A 15,772-nucleotide genomic window follows, 5' to 3' on the forward strand; every position below is an offset into this window, starting at 1 on the left:
CGTTTAATTTTCAAATGCTGAATTGTTTTACAAATTTACCCTTTAATTTATTCTAACCAAGCCGCAAGTTGATACCTTTGCTTATAATTAACAATTTTGAAATGAAACACTTTATAATTTTTACTCTATTACTTTTTTCCGTTGCGCGCTGTTCTAACGAATTGGTTTTTGAAGAGCAATCTTTTCAGAAAAAAACGACTTTGCCCTGCAAAGAAAATTGCCCTCAGATAACTGTAAAAATTCCCATTGCAAAGGATGTTCCCGTTGTTGCGGACAGCATAAACAAAAAAGTGTTTGCAGTGTTAAAGGAGATTATTTATTTTGGTGAAAAACCATACACATCAACTAATTATAATGGATTGCTGATTTCGTTTATTGATTCCTATGAAAAACTTCAGAAAGAATTCCCGAAAGATACTTTTGGCTGGGAAGGCAAAATTGAAGGAAGTATAAAATACCAATCGGATAGCATACTGAACATTGAAATCAAGCACTACACCTTTACCGGTGGTGCTCATGGGTATGAAGGATTGCGTTCGTTACTATTTGACCCTACTACCGGAAAATATATTCCGACCAATCAGTTGTTTAAAAACAAGAATGCCTTTATGGCTTTCGCCGAAAAAAAATTCAGAGCTAAATATAAAATCCCGGAAAACAAATCTATAAACGCAACCGGATTGATGTTTGAGGACGAAAAATTTTATTTGCCACAAAATATTTTTTATACCGATAAAGGATTGCTTCTTTATTATAATTCGTATGAAGCGGCATCGTATGCTGATGGACCAAAAGAATTGTTGCTGTCTTTTAAAGAAGCCAATCCTTATCTATTGGCAAAATAAAACGAGACTTCCCTTAAGAATTGAAAAATATTGAAAGTTGCGATATGTTTCGGACCGACAGCGATGAAAATTCTTTTTACAGTATCGTTTTTCAAAGAGACTGTAAAAATTGCATTAAATGAAGAGCAATAAGTCCTAAATAAACTTTTTAATGCTCATCATAATCCCAATGTGAACCGCTTCGTGAAAATTATTAAAAGTTAAGGCATCCTCAACACTTTTTAAAACAAAACCAGTAGAGGTTGGATATTCATTGTAATTTTTGAAGATTTTATTGTCATAATCAGCTTTGGTTTGACTGATGGTTCCAAACAATAACGATTTGATTTCGTCCACTTCAGCTTGTGTAGTGCTAGGTTCCGATTTAGTTCCCTTTTTATACTTTTCGACTAATTCATCAGAAATCATCATGGGCAAACCTGAAAGTTTGTACACCATCATTTGCTGTGTCACGATAATATGGCCAATGTTCCAAATCAAATTATTGCTGAATCCCTCAGGAATCGTATTGAGTTGTTCCAAAGTGTAGCCGGCTAGAAATTTTGAAACCATATTTCTGCTTGTAGTGTTGACATCGAATGTTTGATCCATTTTTTTTAATTTTTTGATAAAAATAATCATTTTCCGTATCAAATGATTTTTCTTTGCACAAAGAAATTGCTGTTTATATGGACAAAATATATTATCTCGCTTCTTGCGATACCTGTAGAAAAATTATAAAATCATTGCCGAAAGAGCACAATCTTGTTTTTCATGACATCAAACAAGATCCAATTACAGTAGCTGAATTGGAACAAATGCGGGAACTTTCCGGAAGTTACGAAGCACTTTTCAGCAAAAAAGCACAGTTGTACAAATCAATGGATTTGAAAAATAAATCGTTAACTGAAGATGATTTTAAAAAATACATTCTAGAACATTATACGTTCCTGAGCCGCCCTGTTTTTATTATAGACGGAAAAATTTTTATTGGTAATACGCAGCAAAACATGTTGCAAGTAATGAAAGCTTTGGCATAGGCCAAAAAACCATCAGTAATTCACCGCTTTGGGGGTTCGGTGGCTTTTCCTTATCTTTGGACACTTTAGAAAAATATATGATACAATCAATGACGGGTTTTGGTAAAGCGACTTTGCAATTACCAACCAAAAAAATCACGGTGGAAGTAAAATCCTTAAACAGTAAAGGTTTGGATTTGAATGTGAGAATGCCTTCTCTTTACCGCGAAATGGAATTGGGTTTACGCAATCAAATTGCACTAAAACTGGAAAGAGGAAAAGTAGATTTTTCTGTTTTTATCGAAAGCACCGCTGAACAAACTTCTACGAAAGTTAATGTACCTATTGTAAAAGCATACATCAACCAATTAAGAGAAGTGTATGCCGATGCTGATGCGACTGAACTAATGAAAATGGCCATTCGAATGCCGGATACCATGAAAATAGAACGTGATGAAATTGATGAAAACGACTGGGTTCAAATCCAAACCGTTGTTGAAGAAGCGTTACAAAATATCCTGAACTTTAGAAGAGACGAAGGAATGTCTTTGGAAAAAGAATTTCAATTGCGAATCGGGAATATTCGTCAATACATGACCGAAGCTTTGGCACTTGATCCCGAACGTGTTCAGGCAATAAAAGACCGTTTGCAGACTGCAATTAATGAATTAAAAGTCAATGTAGACGAAAATCGTTTTGAGCAGGAACTGATTTATTATCTAGAGAAATTAGACATCACCGAAGAGAAGGTACGTTTAACCAATCACCTTGATTATTTCTTGGAAACCATAAACGGCACCGAAGCAAATGGTAGAAAATTAGGCTTCATTACCCAAGAAATGGGACGTGAAATCAACACGATGGGCTCTAAATCGAATCATGCACAAATGCAAAAATTAGTCGTTCAGATGAAAGACGAATTGGAAAAAATTAAAGAACAGGTATTGAACGTATTGTAAATTGTCGATTGCTTCACCTGTTTGCACTTTCAGGCTTGGGATAATGATTTATGATTTCAGAATAAACATAAAATGAGTACAGGAGGAAAATTAATCGTTTTTTCGGCGCCATCAGGATCCGGTAAAACTACCATAGTTAGACACTTATTAAGCAAAGAGGATTTGAATCTTGAATTTTCAATTTCGGCAGCTTCCCGCGCACCAAGAGGTGAAGAAGTAAACGGGAAAGATTATTATTTCATGTCTACCGAAGCGTTTAAAAAGCACATCAAAAACGAAGACTTTCTGGAGTGGGAAGAAGTCTATCGCGATAATTTCTACGGAACCTTAAAAAGTGAAGTCGAACGCATTTGGGCAAAAGGAAAAAATGTGATTTTTGATATTGACGTATCTGGCGGATTGCGTATCAAACATAAATTTCCGAAAGAAACTTTAGCTGTTTTTGTAAAACCACCAAGCGTGGATGAACTAAAAAGAAGACTCAAAGAACGTTCTACCGAAAGCGAAGACAAAATCAACATGCGTATTGCCAAAGCTTCTGTAGAATTGGCAACAGCACCACAGTTTGATGTTATTATAAAAAACTACGATTTAGATATTGCTCTTGAAGAAGCGTATCAATTAGTAAAGAATTTTGTGAAATAAAATATTGGCTTTCGGTTTTAGGTATTGGGTTCAGTCCTATAAGCAATATCTAAAATCCAAAACCTAAAATCTAGTAAATGAAAATAGGTCTGTATTTCGGAACGTTTAACCCCATACATGTTGGACATCTTATTATTGCCAATCACATGGCGGAACATGCCGATTTAGACCAAGTTTGGATGGTGGTTACGCCGCACAATCCTCTTAAGAAAAAAAGCACTTTACTCGATGATTATCATCGTTTGCAAATGGTATATCTAGCCACAGAAGATTTCCCTAAAATCAAACCTTCGGATTTTGAATTCAAGTTATCACAGCCTAATTATACAGTAAACACTTTAGTTCATTTGCAGGAAAAATATCCCAATTACGAGTTTTCATTGATAATGGGCGAAGATAATCTCAAGTCGTTGCACAAATGGAAAAACTACGAAGCTATTCTTGAGAATCACGAGATTTATGTATATCCAAGGATTTCATCGGAAGTGGAAAATCTAACTTTCAAAAACCACGCAAAAATTCACATGATTGATGCGCCAGTTGTAGAAATATCCTCAACATTTATTCGAGACAATATCAAAAAAGGCAAAAATGTAAAGCCTTTATTACCAAAGAAAGTTTGGGAATATATTGATCATAATAATTTTTATAAGAAGTAACTATTCCAAAACCTTTTTTAATTCTGTTTCAACATTCTCAGAAATCGTACTCAAATTATCATTTTTACCTGATAATAAAAATACTTCTGTGCTTGGCATTTGCTTGCTGTTCCATAATAATTGCACTCTTTTTTCTTCAATAAAAACCTTTGTATTTATATTCCAAACTACTCCAATTCCTTTGTTTTTTGAAAGTATTTCGAGCATTTCATATTCGGACGGAATAATATAATTAGGAACCATCGAAGGTCTTTTTTTATTAAAAACATGCAGCCAAAATAATTTGATGTGTGGAATTTGGGCATTGTCACTAAACCATTTTTGATCGTTCAACCAATGTTCGATTGCTGCCAAATCGCTACTTTTGATATTCGATTTTAATTCCGAAGCATCAATATTGTTTGAACCTACGATGACTGGTTTGATTTCACCCACCTTTTTCTGAATCGTATCAAACGTATCATATTTTTTAGTGACAATAGCAAAATCCAACTTTTTAGAGTCCACCAGTTCAAAAAGTGCATCATTTCCATGAAAGCTAAAATCGATATAATCAAATTTTGAAATTAAACAGCTGCCCAAGCTGCTCATCAGGTGTTTCGAAATTCCAATTGAAATCAATCGGTTTGCACTAAAGGCTTTCGCACGAAAACCATTTTCCACATTTTCCAATCGGTCTAAAGCCTCAATGATTAAATTATTGAGTAACTTAGCGTATTCCGTTGGCTCCACGCCTTTTGACTTTCGATTAAAAAGCTTATATCCGACATGCGCTTCCAACATTGAAATTTGCTGACTTACAGCTGGTTGACTGATAAACAATTCTTTTGCAGCCAAAGAAAAATTTCCGTTTTTGTAAACCGATTTAAAAGTCCGGTACCATTCCAGATTCACCATGATATAAATATATTTATGACAAACATAATTTAAATTATTTTTACTAATAGCATATTCATCCTAAATTTGTACCAACAAAATCAGTCATGAAGAGAATTGCATTATTTGCCCTTATAGCATTAACAGCAGCTTGCATCCCTGCAACGGCACAAAAAACAAGTAAAAAAGGTATGAAAAAAGTATTATTTGTTGTTACCAGTCACGATAAATTAGGTAACACAGGAGAAAAAACAGGATTTTGGACCGAAGAATTTGCGGCGCCTTATTACACGCTAGCGGATAAAGGAGTACAAATTGATATTGCAACACCACTGGGAGGGCAACCGCCTATTGACCCAAAAAGTGAAGATCCATCGGCCGCAACAGAAGACACCAAAAGATTTGACAACGACACCATGCTGCTTGCTAAACTGAAAAACACAAAAAAACTATCAGATGTAAATCAAGCAGATTATGATGCAGTTTTCTATCCAGGAGGTCACGGACCACTTTGGGATTTAGCCGAAGATAAAACTTCAATCGCTCTAATCGAATCCTTCTACACACACAATAAACCAGTTGGTTTCGTTTGTCATGCTCCCGGAGCTTTGAAAAATGTAAAAGTAAATGGTAATTTTTTAGTGAAAGGTAAAAAAGTAACAGGATTCTCCAATACTGAAGAAGAAGCTATCGGTTTAACCAAAATTGTACCCTTTTTATTGGAAGATATTTTACAAAATAACGGCGCTACGTATAGTAAAGTTGCTGACTGGCATCCCTATGCTGTTACAGATGGATTATTAATTACAGGACAAAATCCCGCTTCTTCTAAACTTGTGGCTGAGAAAATACTAGATCAATTAAACGCAAAAAAATAAAAATGATAAATTTCGAACTATACAATCCCACAAACTTGATTTTTGGGAAAGGACAAATTGAAAAATTATCCACATTAGTCCCACAAGGAGCAAAAATCCTTTTGGCATACGGCGGTGGAAGTATTTTAAAAAATGGAATTCATGAGCAGGTAATCAATAATCTAAAAGGTTTTGAAATCGTAGAATTTGGAGGAATTGAACCAAATCCACATTTTGAAACGTTGATGAAAGCGGTTGCGGTTATTAAAGAACAAAAAATAGATTTTATACTTGCCGTTGGCGGTGGTTCAGTAATCGACGGCGTAAAATTCATCTCTGCAGCTGTACATTTTGATGGAAATCCCATCGATATTCTTCAAAAGAGATTGCTGATTAAAGAGCCATCTAAAGTTATTCCTTTTGGAACTATTCTAACGTTGCCGGCAACCGGCAGCGAGATGAACTCCGGAGCCGTAGTGACTATTGAGGCAACTCAGGAAAAATTAGCTTTTGGAGGTTCGGCATTATTCCCAAAGTTCTCCATTTGTGATCCAACTGTAATTGAATCTTTACCAAAAAGACAATTGCAAAACGGTGTTGTTGATGCTTACACTCATGTTTTGGAACAATATTTAACATATCCGCATGAAGGGTATCTTCAAGACAGAATTGCAGAAGGAATTTTACAAACCTTAATTGAGGTAGGACCAAAAGTTGTTGAAAATCCTAAAGATTATGCTTTGGCGTCTAATTTTATGTGGAGTTGTACGATGGCTTTAAACGGATTAATTCAAAAAGGAGTTCCTTCGGATTGGGCAACACATATGATTGGACATGAATTGACAGCTTTGTACGGAATTGATCACGCCCGGACTTTGGCGGTTGTTGGTCCAAATTTGTACCGAGTAATGTTTGCCACCAAAAAAGATAAATTAACACAATACGGAAAACGTATTTTTAATTTGACCGGAACTGATGATGAAATTGCGAACGAAGCCATCAACAAAACAGTTGCATTTTTTCACACAATGGGAATGCAAACCAAATTATCTGATTACACAAAGGATTTCAAAAAAACCGCCGACTTTATTGTAACACGTTTTGAAGAGCGTGGCTGGAAAGCATTGGGTGAAAAACAAAATATTACTTTAGAAAAAGTACAGTCGATTGTAGAAATGAGCTATTAATTCAAAAACACTACTGCTGATTTACTTTAGCATAATTAAAAAGGCGTCCTCATCTTTACAATAGGTACGCCTTTTAAAATACTAAAACAAAACCAACTAATTCAATACGCATTATATTTGTTAAATAATTAATTTATAATCATATAGAACGCAAATCAGATATATATATTGTGTTAAAAAATAAAATAAGTAAAATTATTTCTTATCTCTCATAATCATACCTTTTAAAAAGTCTTAGAATACCAATTTCTTGTTCCAATTTTATTTGTATAATCACTACTTTTTTAAGTACTTTTGATTAAATTTAATAAAAAAATGACCGAAAATATAAAATTTGCAGTGATTGGCGGGGGAAGTTGGGCGACGGCAATTGCAAAGATGCTATGTGTTAATCTTTCGGAGATTTCATGGTATATGCGTAATGAAGCTGCTATAGAACATATTAAAACCTACAGACACAATCCAAATTATTTAAGCTCTGTTGAATTTGATGTCAAAAAACTGAAACTCACCAGTGATATAAATGAGGCTGTGGCTTACGCTGATTATATAATCTTTGCTATCCCATCCGCTTTTTTAGATGCTGAATTAGAGAAATTGACGGTTTCATTGAAAGATAAAATTATTTTTTCGGCAATAAAAGGTATCGTTCCCGAAACGAGTTTGATTGTTGGCGAACATTTCCATGTTAAATATGACATTCCTTATTATAATATCGGTGTAATTACCGGTCCTTGTCATGCAGAAGAAGTTGCTATGGAACGATTGTCGTATCTGACTATTGCCTGTGGCGATGATGAGAAAGCTAAAATTGTTGCTAAAAATCTATCCGGAAATTACATTAAAACGAAGATTACAGATGATATAATAGGAACTGAATATGCCGCCATGCTAAAAAATATCTATGCAATTGCAGCCGGAATGGCTCACGGATTGGGTTATGGTGACAATTTCCAGTCGGTGTTAATGAGTAATGGAATTCGAGAGATGAAAAAATTCATCAAAAAAGTTCATAAAATGAAACGTAACATTAATGATTCGGCTTATTTAGGCGATTTATTGGTTACCGGTTATTCCGTATTCTCCAGAAATAGAATGTTCGGAAACATGATTGGTAAAGGCTACACCGTAAAATCAGCAATGATGGAAATGAGCATGGTTGCCGAAGGTTATTATGCTGCAAAAAGTGCTTTTAAACTCAATCAGGCTTATGGAGCGGCAACTCCAATTATAGATGCCGTTTATGAAATTTTATATGAAGGAAAGGATGCTAAAACGGTTTTTAAGGCCTTGACGGATAAGCTGGATTAGATATATAGCACTCTTAAAAATAAAAACACTATTTTTTGCACCTTAATAACAAAAGGCACTAATCTGCATAAGATAGTGCCTTTTGTTTTTTGTTTTTATAATTATGCTATTAATTTCAAGTTTGAAACCAAAAGTAATTTACCTCACAATAACTCCGTCGACGAATAAAATAGGCACTTCTTCCACAAAATCCTCATTGATGGAATGTGCTTTAAAAATGAATTTTTTGTCGTGTAATTTGTCACCAATAAAAAAGGTCACCATGAACTCATTATTGAGTGCCAAAACACTTTTTTCTATCATTTCAATTTTCACAACTGAAACTGGTGGCACTTCCACAAAAGCATGACGCAAAAGAGAAGTTTTTTTCATTTCACCATCAATGGTTCCAAAAGCTTTGGAAACGACCATGACACTTTCTATCAGGTAATCACTATCGTTGATTAAATAGGCATACCACACCTTTTCCATAAAATCGTCACTCCATTCCTGAACTGCAGCAAGGAATACGTTTTCTACTTCGGGGATGATAATGTCTTTTTTCATTTTTTTAAAGATAATAGATGTTAGACTCCAATTTCTTGCAAACTAAAATTCCGTAGCTCAGATGGAAACTTTTCTTGCTTTTATGGACAGCAAAAATTAATGTGTAGCTAAAAATAGCTAGTTCTCCGACTACGCTCGGATGAATTTTTATTATATGCTTGATTTAAATTGCTCCAGGAAACGAACGTCATTTTCGTAGAACATGCGGATATCGCCGATTTGATACAACAACATAGCGATTCTTTCAATTCCCATTCCGAATGCAAAACCGTTGTATTCGTCAGGATTAATGCCACAGTTTTTCAAAACGTTAGGATCTACCATTCCACAACCCATGATTTCTAACCAACCAGTTCCTTTGGTAATTCTATAATCGGTTTCTGTTTTCAGTCCCCAATAAATATCAACCTCGGCACTTGGCTCGGTGAATGGGAAATAAGAAGGACGCAAACGGATTTTTGATTTCCCGAACATCTCTTTAGTGAAATACAAAAGTGTTTGTTTTAAGTCAGCAAAAGAAACATCTTTATCAATATACAATCCTTCCACCTGATGAAAAATACAGTGTGAACGTGACGATACAGCTTCATTACGGAAAACTCTCCCAGGAGAAATGGTACGAATTGGGGGTTTGTTATCCTCCATGTAACGCACCTGCACAGATGATGTGTGTGTGCGTAATAAAATATCAGGATTGGTTTGTATGAAAAACGTGTCTTGCATATCACGCGCCGGATGGTATTCTGGCAAGTTTAATGCGGTAAAATTATGCCAGTCATCTTCGATTTCCGGACCTTCAGAAACGTTGAAGCCAATGTTCGCAAAGATGTCAATAATTTGGTTTTTTACCAATGAAATAGGATGACGAGAGCCAATAGTAATTGGTTCAGCCGAACGCGTCAAATCCCCATAAAAACCTTTGATTTCTTCTTTACTTTCTAAAGCTTCTTGTATGGTTTTTACTTTATCTTCGGCAGAAGTTTTAAGCAGATTAATTACCTGACCAAATTCCTTCTTCTGTTCGTTAGGAACATTTTTGAATTCAGCGAAAAGGTCTTTCAAAAGCCCTTTACTTCCAAGAAATTTAATTCGGAATGCTTCTAAATCTGCTGTGTTTTGCGTTGAGAAAGCTTGGGCTTCACCAATATATTCTTTTATCTTATCTATCATTTTCATTCAATAATTGAGAGTGCAAATTTAGGGAATTTGTTCCAAGTATACTCTTTAAAGTTTAAAGTTTCCTTCCTAAATTGTGAGATTGCATTGTTCCTGTATTCAACCTCTTTTTAAATCTGGTAAAAAACATAAGTCCTTTTAAGCCTGTGTTTTTACACTATATTAAAAACTACTTACTGAATACTAATCAATAAGCGCTCTTTCAATAAAATAATTAACAATTGCTTCTTTCATTAAAACCGATTGTTCCCCTGCTTTTAATGGTGGTAATTCTTCTTTTACTTTGTAATGTGGCCATCCTTCCTCATCAAAAAACTCGAATTCATAGAATCCATAAGGCTCTAATAACCTGCAAATCGCGATGTGCATCAGATTTAATTTTTCGTCTTTCTTGTATTCACTATGTACTTTTCCTAATTCCTGTACTCCAATAAGATAAATAATAGCATCGAGATCTAAATCTTCCCCTTGCGAAAATTGATTAGAAAGAATATTTACAAGCTGTTCCCAGCGTTCTTTAAGTTGTGTGTCTCTTGACATTTCTATTTTGATTATAGATTACCGATTTTTGATAATAGGTTTCAAAAATGACAATCAAATTATTTTTTTTGCAAAGATAAGAACTTGTTAATTGGCAATTGATACCAAACAATTCTTTTATATTTGCTCTTTTATTTTTACTAATTGATTATCATGGGATTTTTAGATATTATTTTGGGTGTGTTTTTTGTTTATGCCTTGTATAAGGGCATTAGTAATGGACTTTTTGTAGAATTAGCTTCTTTGGTCTCATTATTGGCCGGAATTTATTTTGCTATAAAATTCTCCTCATTCATGAAGGGAATATTGGCAGGATTTGTTCATTGGAGCCCCCAAACCATTCAGGTTATTGCTTTTGTTTTTACTTTTATTCTTGTTGTGATTGGAATAACGCTTTTGGGAAAATTCCTTACTGGAATGGCGGATTTAGCCTTTTTAGGGTGGTTGAATAAATTAGGTGGCGGTTTCTTCCGGGTGCTAAAAACAATTTTGATAATCAGTATTGTCTTTACAATTTTTGAAAAAATAAATTTCAATAATATTTTAGCCAAAAAAGAAACGTTGGACAAATCCCTCTTTTATAATCCAATCCAAAAAACTGCAGGGTATATTTTTCCTTATATAGCAAAATGGTACGACGGCTTAAAGCAAAAATAATAGGCAGTTTTCAGCGTAAAAGAATGCTTATTAAAGAAAAAGAATCTAGCTCAAAACCTGAACTATTTCACTTCCTTTATTGCACTGCTATCAATCCAGCCTTCGGTTCCATCGGTTAATTGCACTTTTTTCCATTTTCCAATGATTTCTTCCACATACACTTTGGTTCCTTCGTGTAGCACAAAGATTGCCTGACCTCCATTTCTAGGTTCGCTTTTCACATCTGCAATTTCTGCAAAAACGATAGCCGGTTTTTCAGTATCGAAATGGCTTTTTTCAAAAATAGCAGATGAAATACTTATTAGGATCAAAAAAATAAGGACGAACATCCCAAAAAAGAAAATCCTTTTTAACACTGTTGCTTCTGAAAAATAATATCCCAGAAAAAACAACAAGAATGATGTTGCAAGTCCTGCCGAAATCCATGCCCAGGTATTATAGTGATAAATTCCCGTGAAATCACGGACTAGCTTTCCAAATCCTACTTTTGGGACCATTTTAATTTCATCAATCGTTCTTTTTTGCGCAAATTTCAAGTTATTTATACATTCGCTGTCATTGGGATTAAGCACCAATGCTTTTTCATAATTGTAAATGGAAGGCGCTACTTTATTCAATTTGTAATACGCATTTCCTAAATTAAAATATAATTCTGACGAATATTTGTTGTCTTTCAAAACGCTTTCGTAAGCTGTAACAGCTTCCTCATATTTTCCTTTTTCGTAATAGGCGTTCCCTTTTTCAAAGCCATTTTGGGCAAAGAAAATTTGGGTTGAAAATAAGAGTATGTATAGTAATTTTTTCATTTCAAAAGTTATAAGTTGTCGATTGACTTTTTGTTAATCGTAAATCTAAATTTATATCTGTTTTTCTAACTCGGAGATTATAAAGACTGCCTTATCAAAATCCTGTTGTATCGCAACACTTGATGATGGTGCATATCGTGCTACTTCACAGTTCTCCGTAAGCGCAATAAAATCATTTACCGCTTCTGGAGTTGCATTTCGGGACAACAAAAGTTCCTGAATATTATCCTTGCTCATTTCTGAAGTCTCAATATGTAATTTAGCTTTCAGGAAATTATGCATCGCTTTTTCAAGTGCAATATAAAACAGTTCTTTGTTGTTGATTTGCTTTTTGGCTTCTGACAAATATTTCTTTGCCAATTTATTATTCATGCGGATTCTATTTCCCGCAATATCCCCGTCAATAGCTTCTTTTTTCTTTTTGAATAATACAATCAAAGGCAATAATAAAAATGGGAAAAATAACAATCCGTAAAACAAATTAGACCCAAAGAAATCTTTCTTATTCATCGCCAAAAGATTGCTTTTTAACTTGATGAATTTAAATTGTTCCACGTTTTCTATCTTATTTTTATTCTCCCCTGAATTGGATGCTGTAGTAGCATCCGAAGCTGTAGGACCATCCAGAACATTAATCATTATCTCCTTAGAACTTATAGTCTTATACTTTCCTGAACCCAAATCAAAATAAGAAAATTTCATTGGTTTAATGGGATAATTTCCTTTGTACTGGGGAATAATGGTATAACTATCAGCAATTTTTCCTGACATTCCGGAAAGTGGCGTATTTACCTGCTCATTATGAACCGGATCATACATTTCCAAAGCGTTTGGTACGACCGGTTTTGGCAAGCTGAACAATTTCATGTTCCCTTTTCCAGTTACACTTACAGTTAAATCAAGACTTTCTCCATTTTTTAAATCGGTCTTTGTTGGTGTTACTTTAAAATCAAAATTACCAACAGCTCCCGAAAAATCTTCCGGTTTTCCCGCCTCAGGAAGCGCTTTAACAGCTATCGTTTTTGTTCCCGCAGAAACCCTTTTACTACCTTCGGTAACAATTACACGTCCAAACATATCGCGACGGTTTGTAGGCAATTGCACATCAATATCTAATGACAAAGGTTCTATTGCTAACTTTCCTGACTTTTGCGGATATAAAACGGTTTTTCTCAATACCACATAACGGTATTTTTGTCCTTTAAACATCCCTTCTTCAGCAACAAGCTGCTTGATGTCGATATTCTGACTCCAGAAATCATTGTATTTCGGTTTGTTGAGTTCCCGCCAATTAGTGATTCCAATATTATAACTAAAATACAGTTTATAAACCACTGTAATCGGTTCGTTTATATAAGGGCTTGTTTTTGAAATATCAGCAACAAGATAAATATTATCATCTGCTGAAACACTGGTGTCGTTTGGATCTCTCGGTTGTTCCGTTGCTGCGGTAACATTAATTCTTATGGGCGACGTTTTATAAATTTGCCCGTTGAATTCTATTGCAGCTTGCTTGATAACTAGCGATCCTTTTTGATTTGGCAAAAGAAAATAAGAATATATTTTTTCAAAAGAACTCTTGCCATTCACCCAAGACTGACTCACTTGCTGACTTGGTCCTGCTATAATTCTAAATCCATCAAAAGAGGGCTGGTTAAAGTTATCCCCGTCTACATTCATTATAAAATCAATTCGAAGTCTTTCGTTTAAGCCTAGCGTGGTTTTACTTACTCTAGCCTCAAATTGTACTTGAGCGCTGAGTGAGTTACACACTATTAAAACAATTACTGCTATAAATCTTTTCATTTTCAAATTATCTAATTGAATTACCAATCTTTCTCCGTTTTCATTGGTTTTCCTTTTACTTTTTGGGCATTCACCTTATCCTGAACTTTCTTTTCTTCCTTATTTACTGCATCTAAAAGATTTTCTAAACGTTGTTTAGAGATTCCTCCTGGTGCTGGTTTTGGCTCTCCTTTATCATCTGGCTTAGGACTTTTATTATCTTTATCTTTATCTCCCTTGTCGTCTTTCTTGTCTTTATCTTTGTCGTTCTTTTTATCTTTATCGCTGTCTTTTTTCTTATCGTCCTTTTTCTTGTCTTTATCCTTATCGCTCTTCTTGTCGTCTTTCTTCTTGTCGTCCTTTGGTGGATTTTCTTTTAACATTTTCTTTGCCAACGCATAATTATAACGGGTTTCTTCATCTGCAGGGCCATTTCGGAGTGCATTTTTATACGCTTCTACTGCCTGAGTATAATCCTTTTCTTTCATGAAAACATTTCCTAAATTATGAAAGGCCTGATGTTTATCCGGTCTTAATTTAGCGTTTTTTAATGCTTTCGCGTAAGCAAATTTTGCCTCTGCAACCTGATTTTGCTTATAAATAGCATTTCCTAAATTGTATGGAGCAATAGTTTTATTCGGAAATTTTGAATCTGAAATTCTATAATTGGCTTCGGCATCTGCAAATTTATTTTCAGCATATTCCTCATTTGCTTTAGGCAATATTCTGTCTTTCTGTTGTGCATTTACAACAAAAGAAATGAGTAATAAAAGATGTAAAATTAAGTTCTTCATTTTATTTTTTAAATGTAAGCATCAAAGTATATTTTTTGTTTGAGCTCCAATAAAGGAGCTACTTCCAGGCACTTTGCTCTTTATATTTTATTTATTCTCGTTAAATAAATTCAATTTGTTAACCCAACTTGTTTTTCTTTCCAAAAGAAAAATATCCAGAAATAAGAAAACAAAAGCAAAGCCTAAAAACCATTGAAATTGTGATTGAAAATCAGCCATTTCTGTAGCTTCAAATTCTGTTTTTTGAATTTTATCCAACGCATTCTTGATATACTCCAACACTTCTTTGGTATTATTACCGTTTACATAACCGCCTTTCGTGGCTTTTGCTATAGCTTCTAATCCTGCCCGATTCAATTTAGTTATCACGACTTCATTGTTATTGTCTCTCTGAAAACTTTCTACAATTCCGTTTCTCTTCAATGGAATCGTTCCTCCTTTTTCAGTTCCAACTCCAATCGTAATAATTTTCATTCCTAATTTATTGGCTTCTTCAGCAGCACTTTCGGCACCTTCAGAATGATCTTCACCATCAGAAATCAGAATCAACAATTTGCTCGTTTTACTCTTATCATCAAAATAAGTTGACGATAATTTTATAGCTTCATCCAGCGATGTTCCTTGAGAAGAAACCATTCCTGTATTCATGCTTTGCAAAAACATCTTTGCCACTCCATAATCCGTTGTGATCGGCAATACTGGAAAAGCGCTTCCGGCATAAGCTACGATTCCTATTCTGTCACTTCCTAATTGATTGATAATTTGCGAAACAATTTGCTTGCTTTTGTCCAAACGATTGGGTGCTACATCCTCGGCCAACATACTTTTGGATACATCCATTGCAAAAACAATGTCAATTCCTTCTCGTTTTACAGTTTCCATTTTGGTACCGATCTTTGGATTTACCAATCCAAGAATCAGTCCAAGTAATGCTAGTAATAACAATACCAACTTCAAAACTGGCTTAAAAACAGAGCTTTCCGGGCTTAGTTTCTTTACCAAATCTAAATCTCCAAATTCGCGTTGCTTTTTTCTTTTCCAGTATAGGTTAACTAGAAAAACCAACACCACAATAGGTAGTATAAAAAGAAGGTATAAATATTTTTTTTCGTCTAATTCCATTTTTTATTT

General features: G+C 34.5%; 18 protein-coding genes. 9 read left to right on the top strand and 9 right to left on the bottom strand.

From position 1 onward, the window contains the following. Positions 1 to 101 precede the first annotated feature (101 nt). On the top strand, positions 102 to 845 hold the full coding sequence (locus tag ACNQGH_RS01730) for a DUF3298 and DUF4163 domain-containing protein (protein WP_417954246.1): 744 nt from the start codon (positions 102 to 104) through the stop codon (positions 843 to 845). A 135-nt stretch (positions 846 to 980) separates the two neighbouring features. On the opposite strand, the gene ACNQGH_RS01735 is transcribed toward ACNQGH_RS01730, so the two are convergent. Next, positions 981 to 1,436 (bottom strand): DinB family protein, encoded by a 456-nt coding sequence (locus ACNQGH_RS01735; protein WP_417954247.1) that lies wholly within the window; start codon positions 1,434 to 1,436, stop codon positions 981 to 983. A 77-nt stretch (positions 1,437 to 1,513) separates the two neighbouring features. Between ACNQGH_RS01735 and ACNQGH_RS01740 the strand changes: the two genes are divergently transcribed. The 4 genes from ACNQGH_RS01740 (at position 1,514) to nadD (ending at position 4,106) form a co-directional block, all read left to right on the top strand. Beyond that, positions 1,514 to 1,864, top strand: coding sequence for an arsenate reductase family protein (locus ACNQGH_RS01740; protein WP_417954248.1), 351 nt, complete (start codon positions 1,514 to 1,516; stop codon positions 1,862 to 1,864). A gap of 77 nt (positions 1,865 to 1,941) precedes the next feature. Further along, positions 1,942 to 2,802, top strand: coding sequence for a YicC/YloC family endoribonuclease (locus ACNQGH_RS01745; RefSeq protein WP_417954249.1), 861 nt, complete (start codon positions 1,942 to 1,944; stop codon positions 2,800 to 2,802). 72 nt (positions 2,803 to 2,874) lie between these two features. Continuing rightward, positions 2,875 to 3,447 carry a guanylate kinase gene (gene gmk / locus ACNQGH_RS01750; protein WP_417954250.1) on the top strand — a complete coding sequence of 191 codons (573 nt, stop codon included), beginning with the start codon at positions 2,875 to 2,877 and terminating at the stop codon, positions 3,445 to 3,447. Between the two features lie 77 nt (positions 3,448 to 3,524). Continuing rightward, positions 3,525 to 4,106 (top strand): nicotinate (nicotinamide) nucleotide adenylyltransferase, encoded by a 582-nt coding sequence (nadD, locus tag ACNQGH_RS01755; RefSeq protein ID WP_417954251.1) that lies wholly within the window; start codon positions 3,525 to 3,527, stop codon positions 4,104 to 4,106. Here the strand turns inward: nadD and ACNQGH_RS01760 are convergent, their stop codons facing one another. Further along, positions 4,107 to 5,003 carry a LysR family transcriptional regulator gene (locus ACNQGH_RS01760; RefSeq protein ID WP_417954252.1) on the bottom strand — a complete coding sequence of 299 codons (897 nt, stop codon included), beginning with the start codon at positions 5,001 to 5,003 and terminating at the stop codon, positions 4,107 to 4,109. It abuts the gene before it with no gap. An 86-nt stretch (positions 5,004 to 5,089) separates the two neighbouring features. On the opposite strand from ACNQGH_RS01760, the gene ACNQGH_RS01765 reads away from it, so the two are divergent. The 3 genes from ACNQGH_RS01765 (at position 5,090) to ACNQGH_RS01775 (ending at position 8,337) form a co-directional block, all read left to right on the top strand. Continuing rightward, entirely contained in the window at positions 5,090 to 5,860 is a 771-nt protein-coding gene (locus ACNQGH_RS01765) for a type 1 glutamine amidotransferase domain-containing protein (protein WP_417954253.1), read from the top strand. A gap of 2 nt (positions 5,861 to 5,862) precedes the next feature. Continuing rightward, the gene (locus ACNQGH_RS01770) at positions 5,863 to 7,026 is read left to right on the top strand and encodes an iron-containing alcohol dehydrogenase (RefSeq protein WP_417954254.1); all 1,164 of its coding nucleotides are present in this window, start codon (positions 5,863 to 5,865) and stop codon (positions 7,024 to 7,026) included. A gap of 315 nt (positions 7,027 to 7,341) precedes the next feature. Then, entirely contained in the window at positions 7,342 to 8,337 is a 996-nt protein-coding gene (locus ACNQGH_RS01775; RefSeq protein ID WP_417954255.1) for an NAD(P)H-dependent glycerol-3-phosphate dehydrogenase, read from the top strand. Between the two features lie 138 nt (positions 8,338 to 8,475). On the opposite strand, the gene ACNQGH_RS01780 is transcribed toward ACNQGH_RS01775, so the two are convergent. From ACNQGH_RS01780 to ACNQGH_RS01790, 3 genes are all read right to left on the bottom strand, one after another. Next, positions 8,476 to 8,883 (bottom strand): hypothetical protein, encoded by a 408-nt coding sequence (locus ACNQGH_RS01780; protein ID WP_417954256.1) that lies wholly within the window; start codon positions 8,881 to 8,883, stop codon positions 8,476 to 8,478. A gap of 150 nt (positions 8,884 to 9,033) precedes the next feature. Further along, positions 9,034 to 10,053, bottom strand: a complete 1,020-nt coding sequence (pheS, locus tag ACNQGH_RS01785) for a phenylalanine--tRNA ligase subunit alpha (RefSeq protein WP_417954257.1) — start codon at positions 10,051 to 10,053, stop codon at positions 9,034 to 9,036. Positions 10,054 to 10,242: 189 nt separating this feature from the next. Beyond that, entirely contained in the window at positions 10,243 to 10,599 is a 357-nt protein-coding gene (locus ACNQGH_RS01790) for a hypothetical protein (RefSeq protein ID WP_417954258.1), read from the bottom strand. 153 nt (positions 10,600 to 10,752) lie between these two features. Here ACNQGH_RS01790 and ACNQGH_RS01795 point away from each other — a divergent pair, with 153 nt between their 5' ends. Beyond that, positions 10,753 to 11,256: a CvpA family protein gene (locus ACNQGH_RS01795; protein WP_417954259.1), complete on the top strand. Its 504-nt coding sequence runs from the start codon at positions 10,753 to 10,755 to the stop codon at positions 11,254 to 11,256. 62 nt (positions 11,257 to 11,318) lie between these two features. Here ACNQGH_RS01795 and ACNQGH_RS01800 read toward each other — a convergent pair whose 3' ends face one another. The 4 genes from ACNQGH_RS01800 to ACNQGH_RS01815 form a co-directional block, all read right to left on the bottom strand. Continuing rightward, positions 11,319 to 12,062, bottom strand: a complete 744-nt coding sequence (locus ACNQGH_RS01800) for a tetratricopeptide repeat protein (protein WP_417954260.1) — start codon at positions 12,060 to 12,062, stop codon at positions 11,319 to 11,321. A gap of 51 nt (positions 12,063 to 12,113) precedes the next feature. Next, positions 12,114 to 13,868 (bottom strand): BatD family protein, encoded by a 1,755-nt coding sequence (locus ACNQGH_RS01805; RefSeq protein WP_417954261.1) that lies wholly within the window; start codon positions 13,866 to 13,868, stop codon positions 12,114 to 12,116. 20 nt (positions 13,869 to 13,888) lie between these two features. Continuing rightward, a complete protein-coding gene (locus ACNQGH_RS01810) occupies positions 13,889 to 14,641 on the bottom strand; it encodes a tetratricopeptide repeat protein (RefSeq protein WP_417954262.1) in 753 nt (250 codons plus the stop codon). 87 nt (positions 14,642 to 14,728) lie between these two features. Beyond that, complete coding sequence (locus ACNQGH_RS01815; protein WP_417954263.1) at positions 14,729 to 15,763, bottom strand: VWA domain-containing protein; 1,035 nt, start codon at positions 15,761 to 15,763, stop codon at positions 14,729 to 14,731. Between the last annotated feature and the right edge of the window lie 9 nt (positions 15,764 to 15,772).

The sequence above is a fragment of the Flavobacterium kochi genome (assembly GCF_048286715.1).
Lineage (GTDB): Bacteria > Bacteroidota > Bacteroidia > Flavobacteriales > Flavobacteriaceae > Flavobacterium.

Excerpts from the sequence above, each read along its gene's own strand:
- ACNQGH_RS01730 (WP_417954246.1), top strand. The coding sequence starts at position 102 with ATGAAACACTTTATAATTTTTACTCTATTACTTTTTTCCGTTGCGCGC.
- ACNQGH_RS01735 (WP_417954247.1), bottom strand. The coding sequence starts at position 1,436 with ATGGATCAAACATTCGATGTCAACACTACAAGCAGAAATATGGTTTCA.
- ACNQGH_RS01740 (WP_417954248.1), top strand. The coding sequence starts at position 1,514 with ATGGACAAAATATATTATCTCGCTTCTTGCGATACCTGTAGAAAAATT.
- ACNQGH_RS01745 (WP_417954249.1), top strand. The coding sequence starts at position 1,942 with ATGATACAATCAATGACGGGTTTTGGTAAAGCGACTTTGCAATTACCA.
- gmk (WP_417954250.1), top strand. The coding sequence starts at position 2,875 with ATGAGTACAGGAGGAAAATTAATCGTTTTTTCGGCGCCATCAGGATCC.
- nadD (WP_417954251.1), top strand. The coding sequence starts at position 3,525 with ATGAAAATAGGTCTGTATTTCGGAACGTTTAACCCCATACATGTTGGA.
- ACNQGH_RS01760 (WP_417954252.1), bottom strand. The coding sequence starts at position 5,003 with ATGGTGAATCTGGAATGGTACCGGACTTTTAAATCGGTTTACAAAAAC.
- ACNQGH_RS01765 (WP_417954253.1), top strand. The coding sequence starts at position 5,090 with ATGAAGAGAATTGCATTATTTGCCCTTATAGCATTAACAGCAGCTTGC.
- ACNQGH_RS01770 (WP_417954254.1), top strand. The coding sequence starts at position 5,863 with ATGATAAATTTCGAACTATACAATCCCACAAACTTGATTTTTGGGAAA.
- ACNQGH_RS01775 (WP_417954255.1), top strand. The coding sequence starts at position 7,342 with ATGACCGAAAATATAAAATTTGCAGTGATTGGCGGGGGAAGTTGGGCG.
- ACNQGH_RS01780 (WP_417954256.1), bottom strand. The coding sequence starts at position 8,883 with ATGAAAAAAGACATTATCATCCCCGAAGTAGAAAACGTATTCCTTGCT.
- pheS (WP_417954257.1), bottom strand. The coding sequence starts at position 10,053 with ATGATAGATAAGATAAAAGAATATATTGGTGAAGCCCAAGCTTTCTCA.
- ACNQGH_RS01790 (WP_417954258.1), bottom strand. The coding sequence starts at position 10,599 with ATGTCAAGAGACACACAACTTAAAGAACGCTGGGAACAGCTTGTAAAT.
- ACNQGH_RS01795 (WP_417954259.1), top strand. The coding sequence starts at position 10,753 with ATGGGATTTTTAGATATTATTTTGGGTGTGTTTTTTGTTTATGCCTTG.
- ACNQGH_RS01800 (WP_417954260.1), bottom strand. The coding sequence starts at position 12,062 with ATGAAAAAATTACTATACATACTCTTATTTTCAACCCAAATTTTCTTT.
- ACNQGH_RS01805 (WP_417954261.1), bottom strand. The coding sequence starts at position 13,868 with ATGAAAAGATTTATAGCAGTAATTGTTTTAATAGTGTGTAACTCACTC.
- ACNQGH_RS01810 (WP_417954262.1), bottom strand. The coding sequence starts at position 14,641 with ATGAAGAACTTAATTTTACATCTTTTATTACTCATTTCTTTTGTTGTA.
- ACNQGH_RS01815 (WP_417954263.1), bottom strand. The coding sequence starts at position 15,763 with ATGGAATTAGACGAAAAAAAATATTTATACCTTCTTTTTATACTACCT.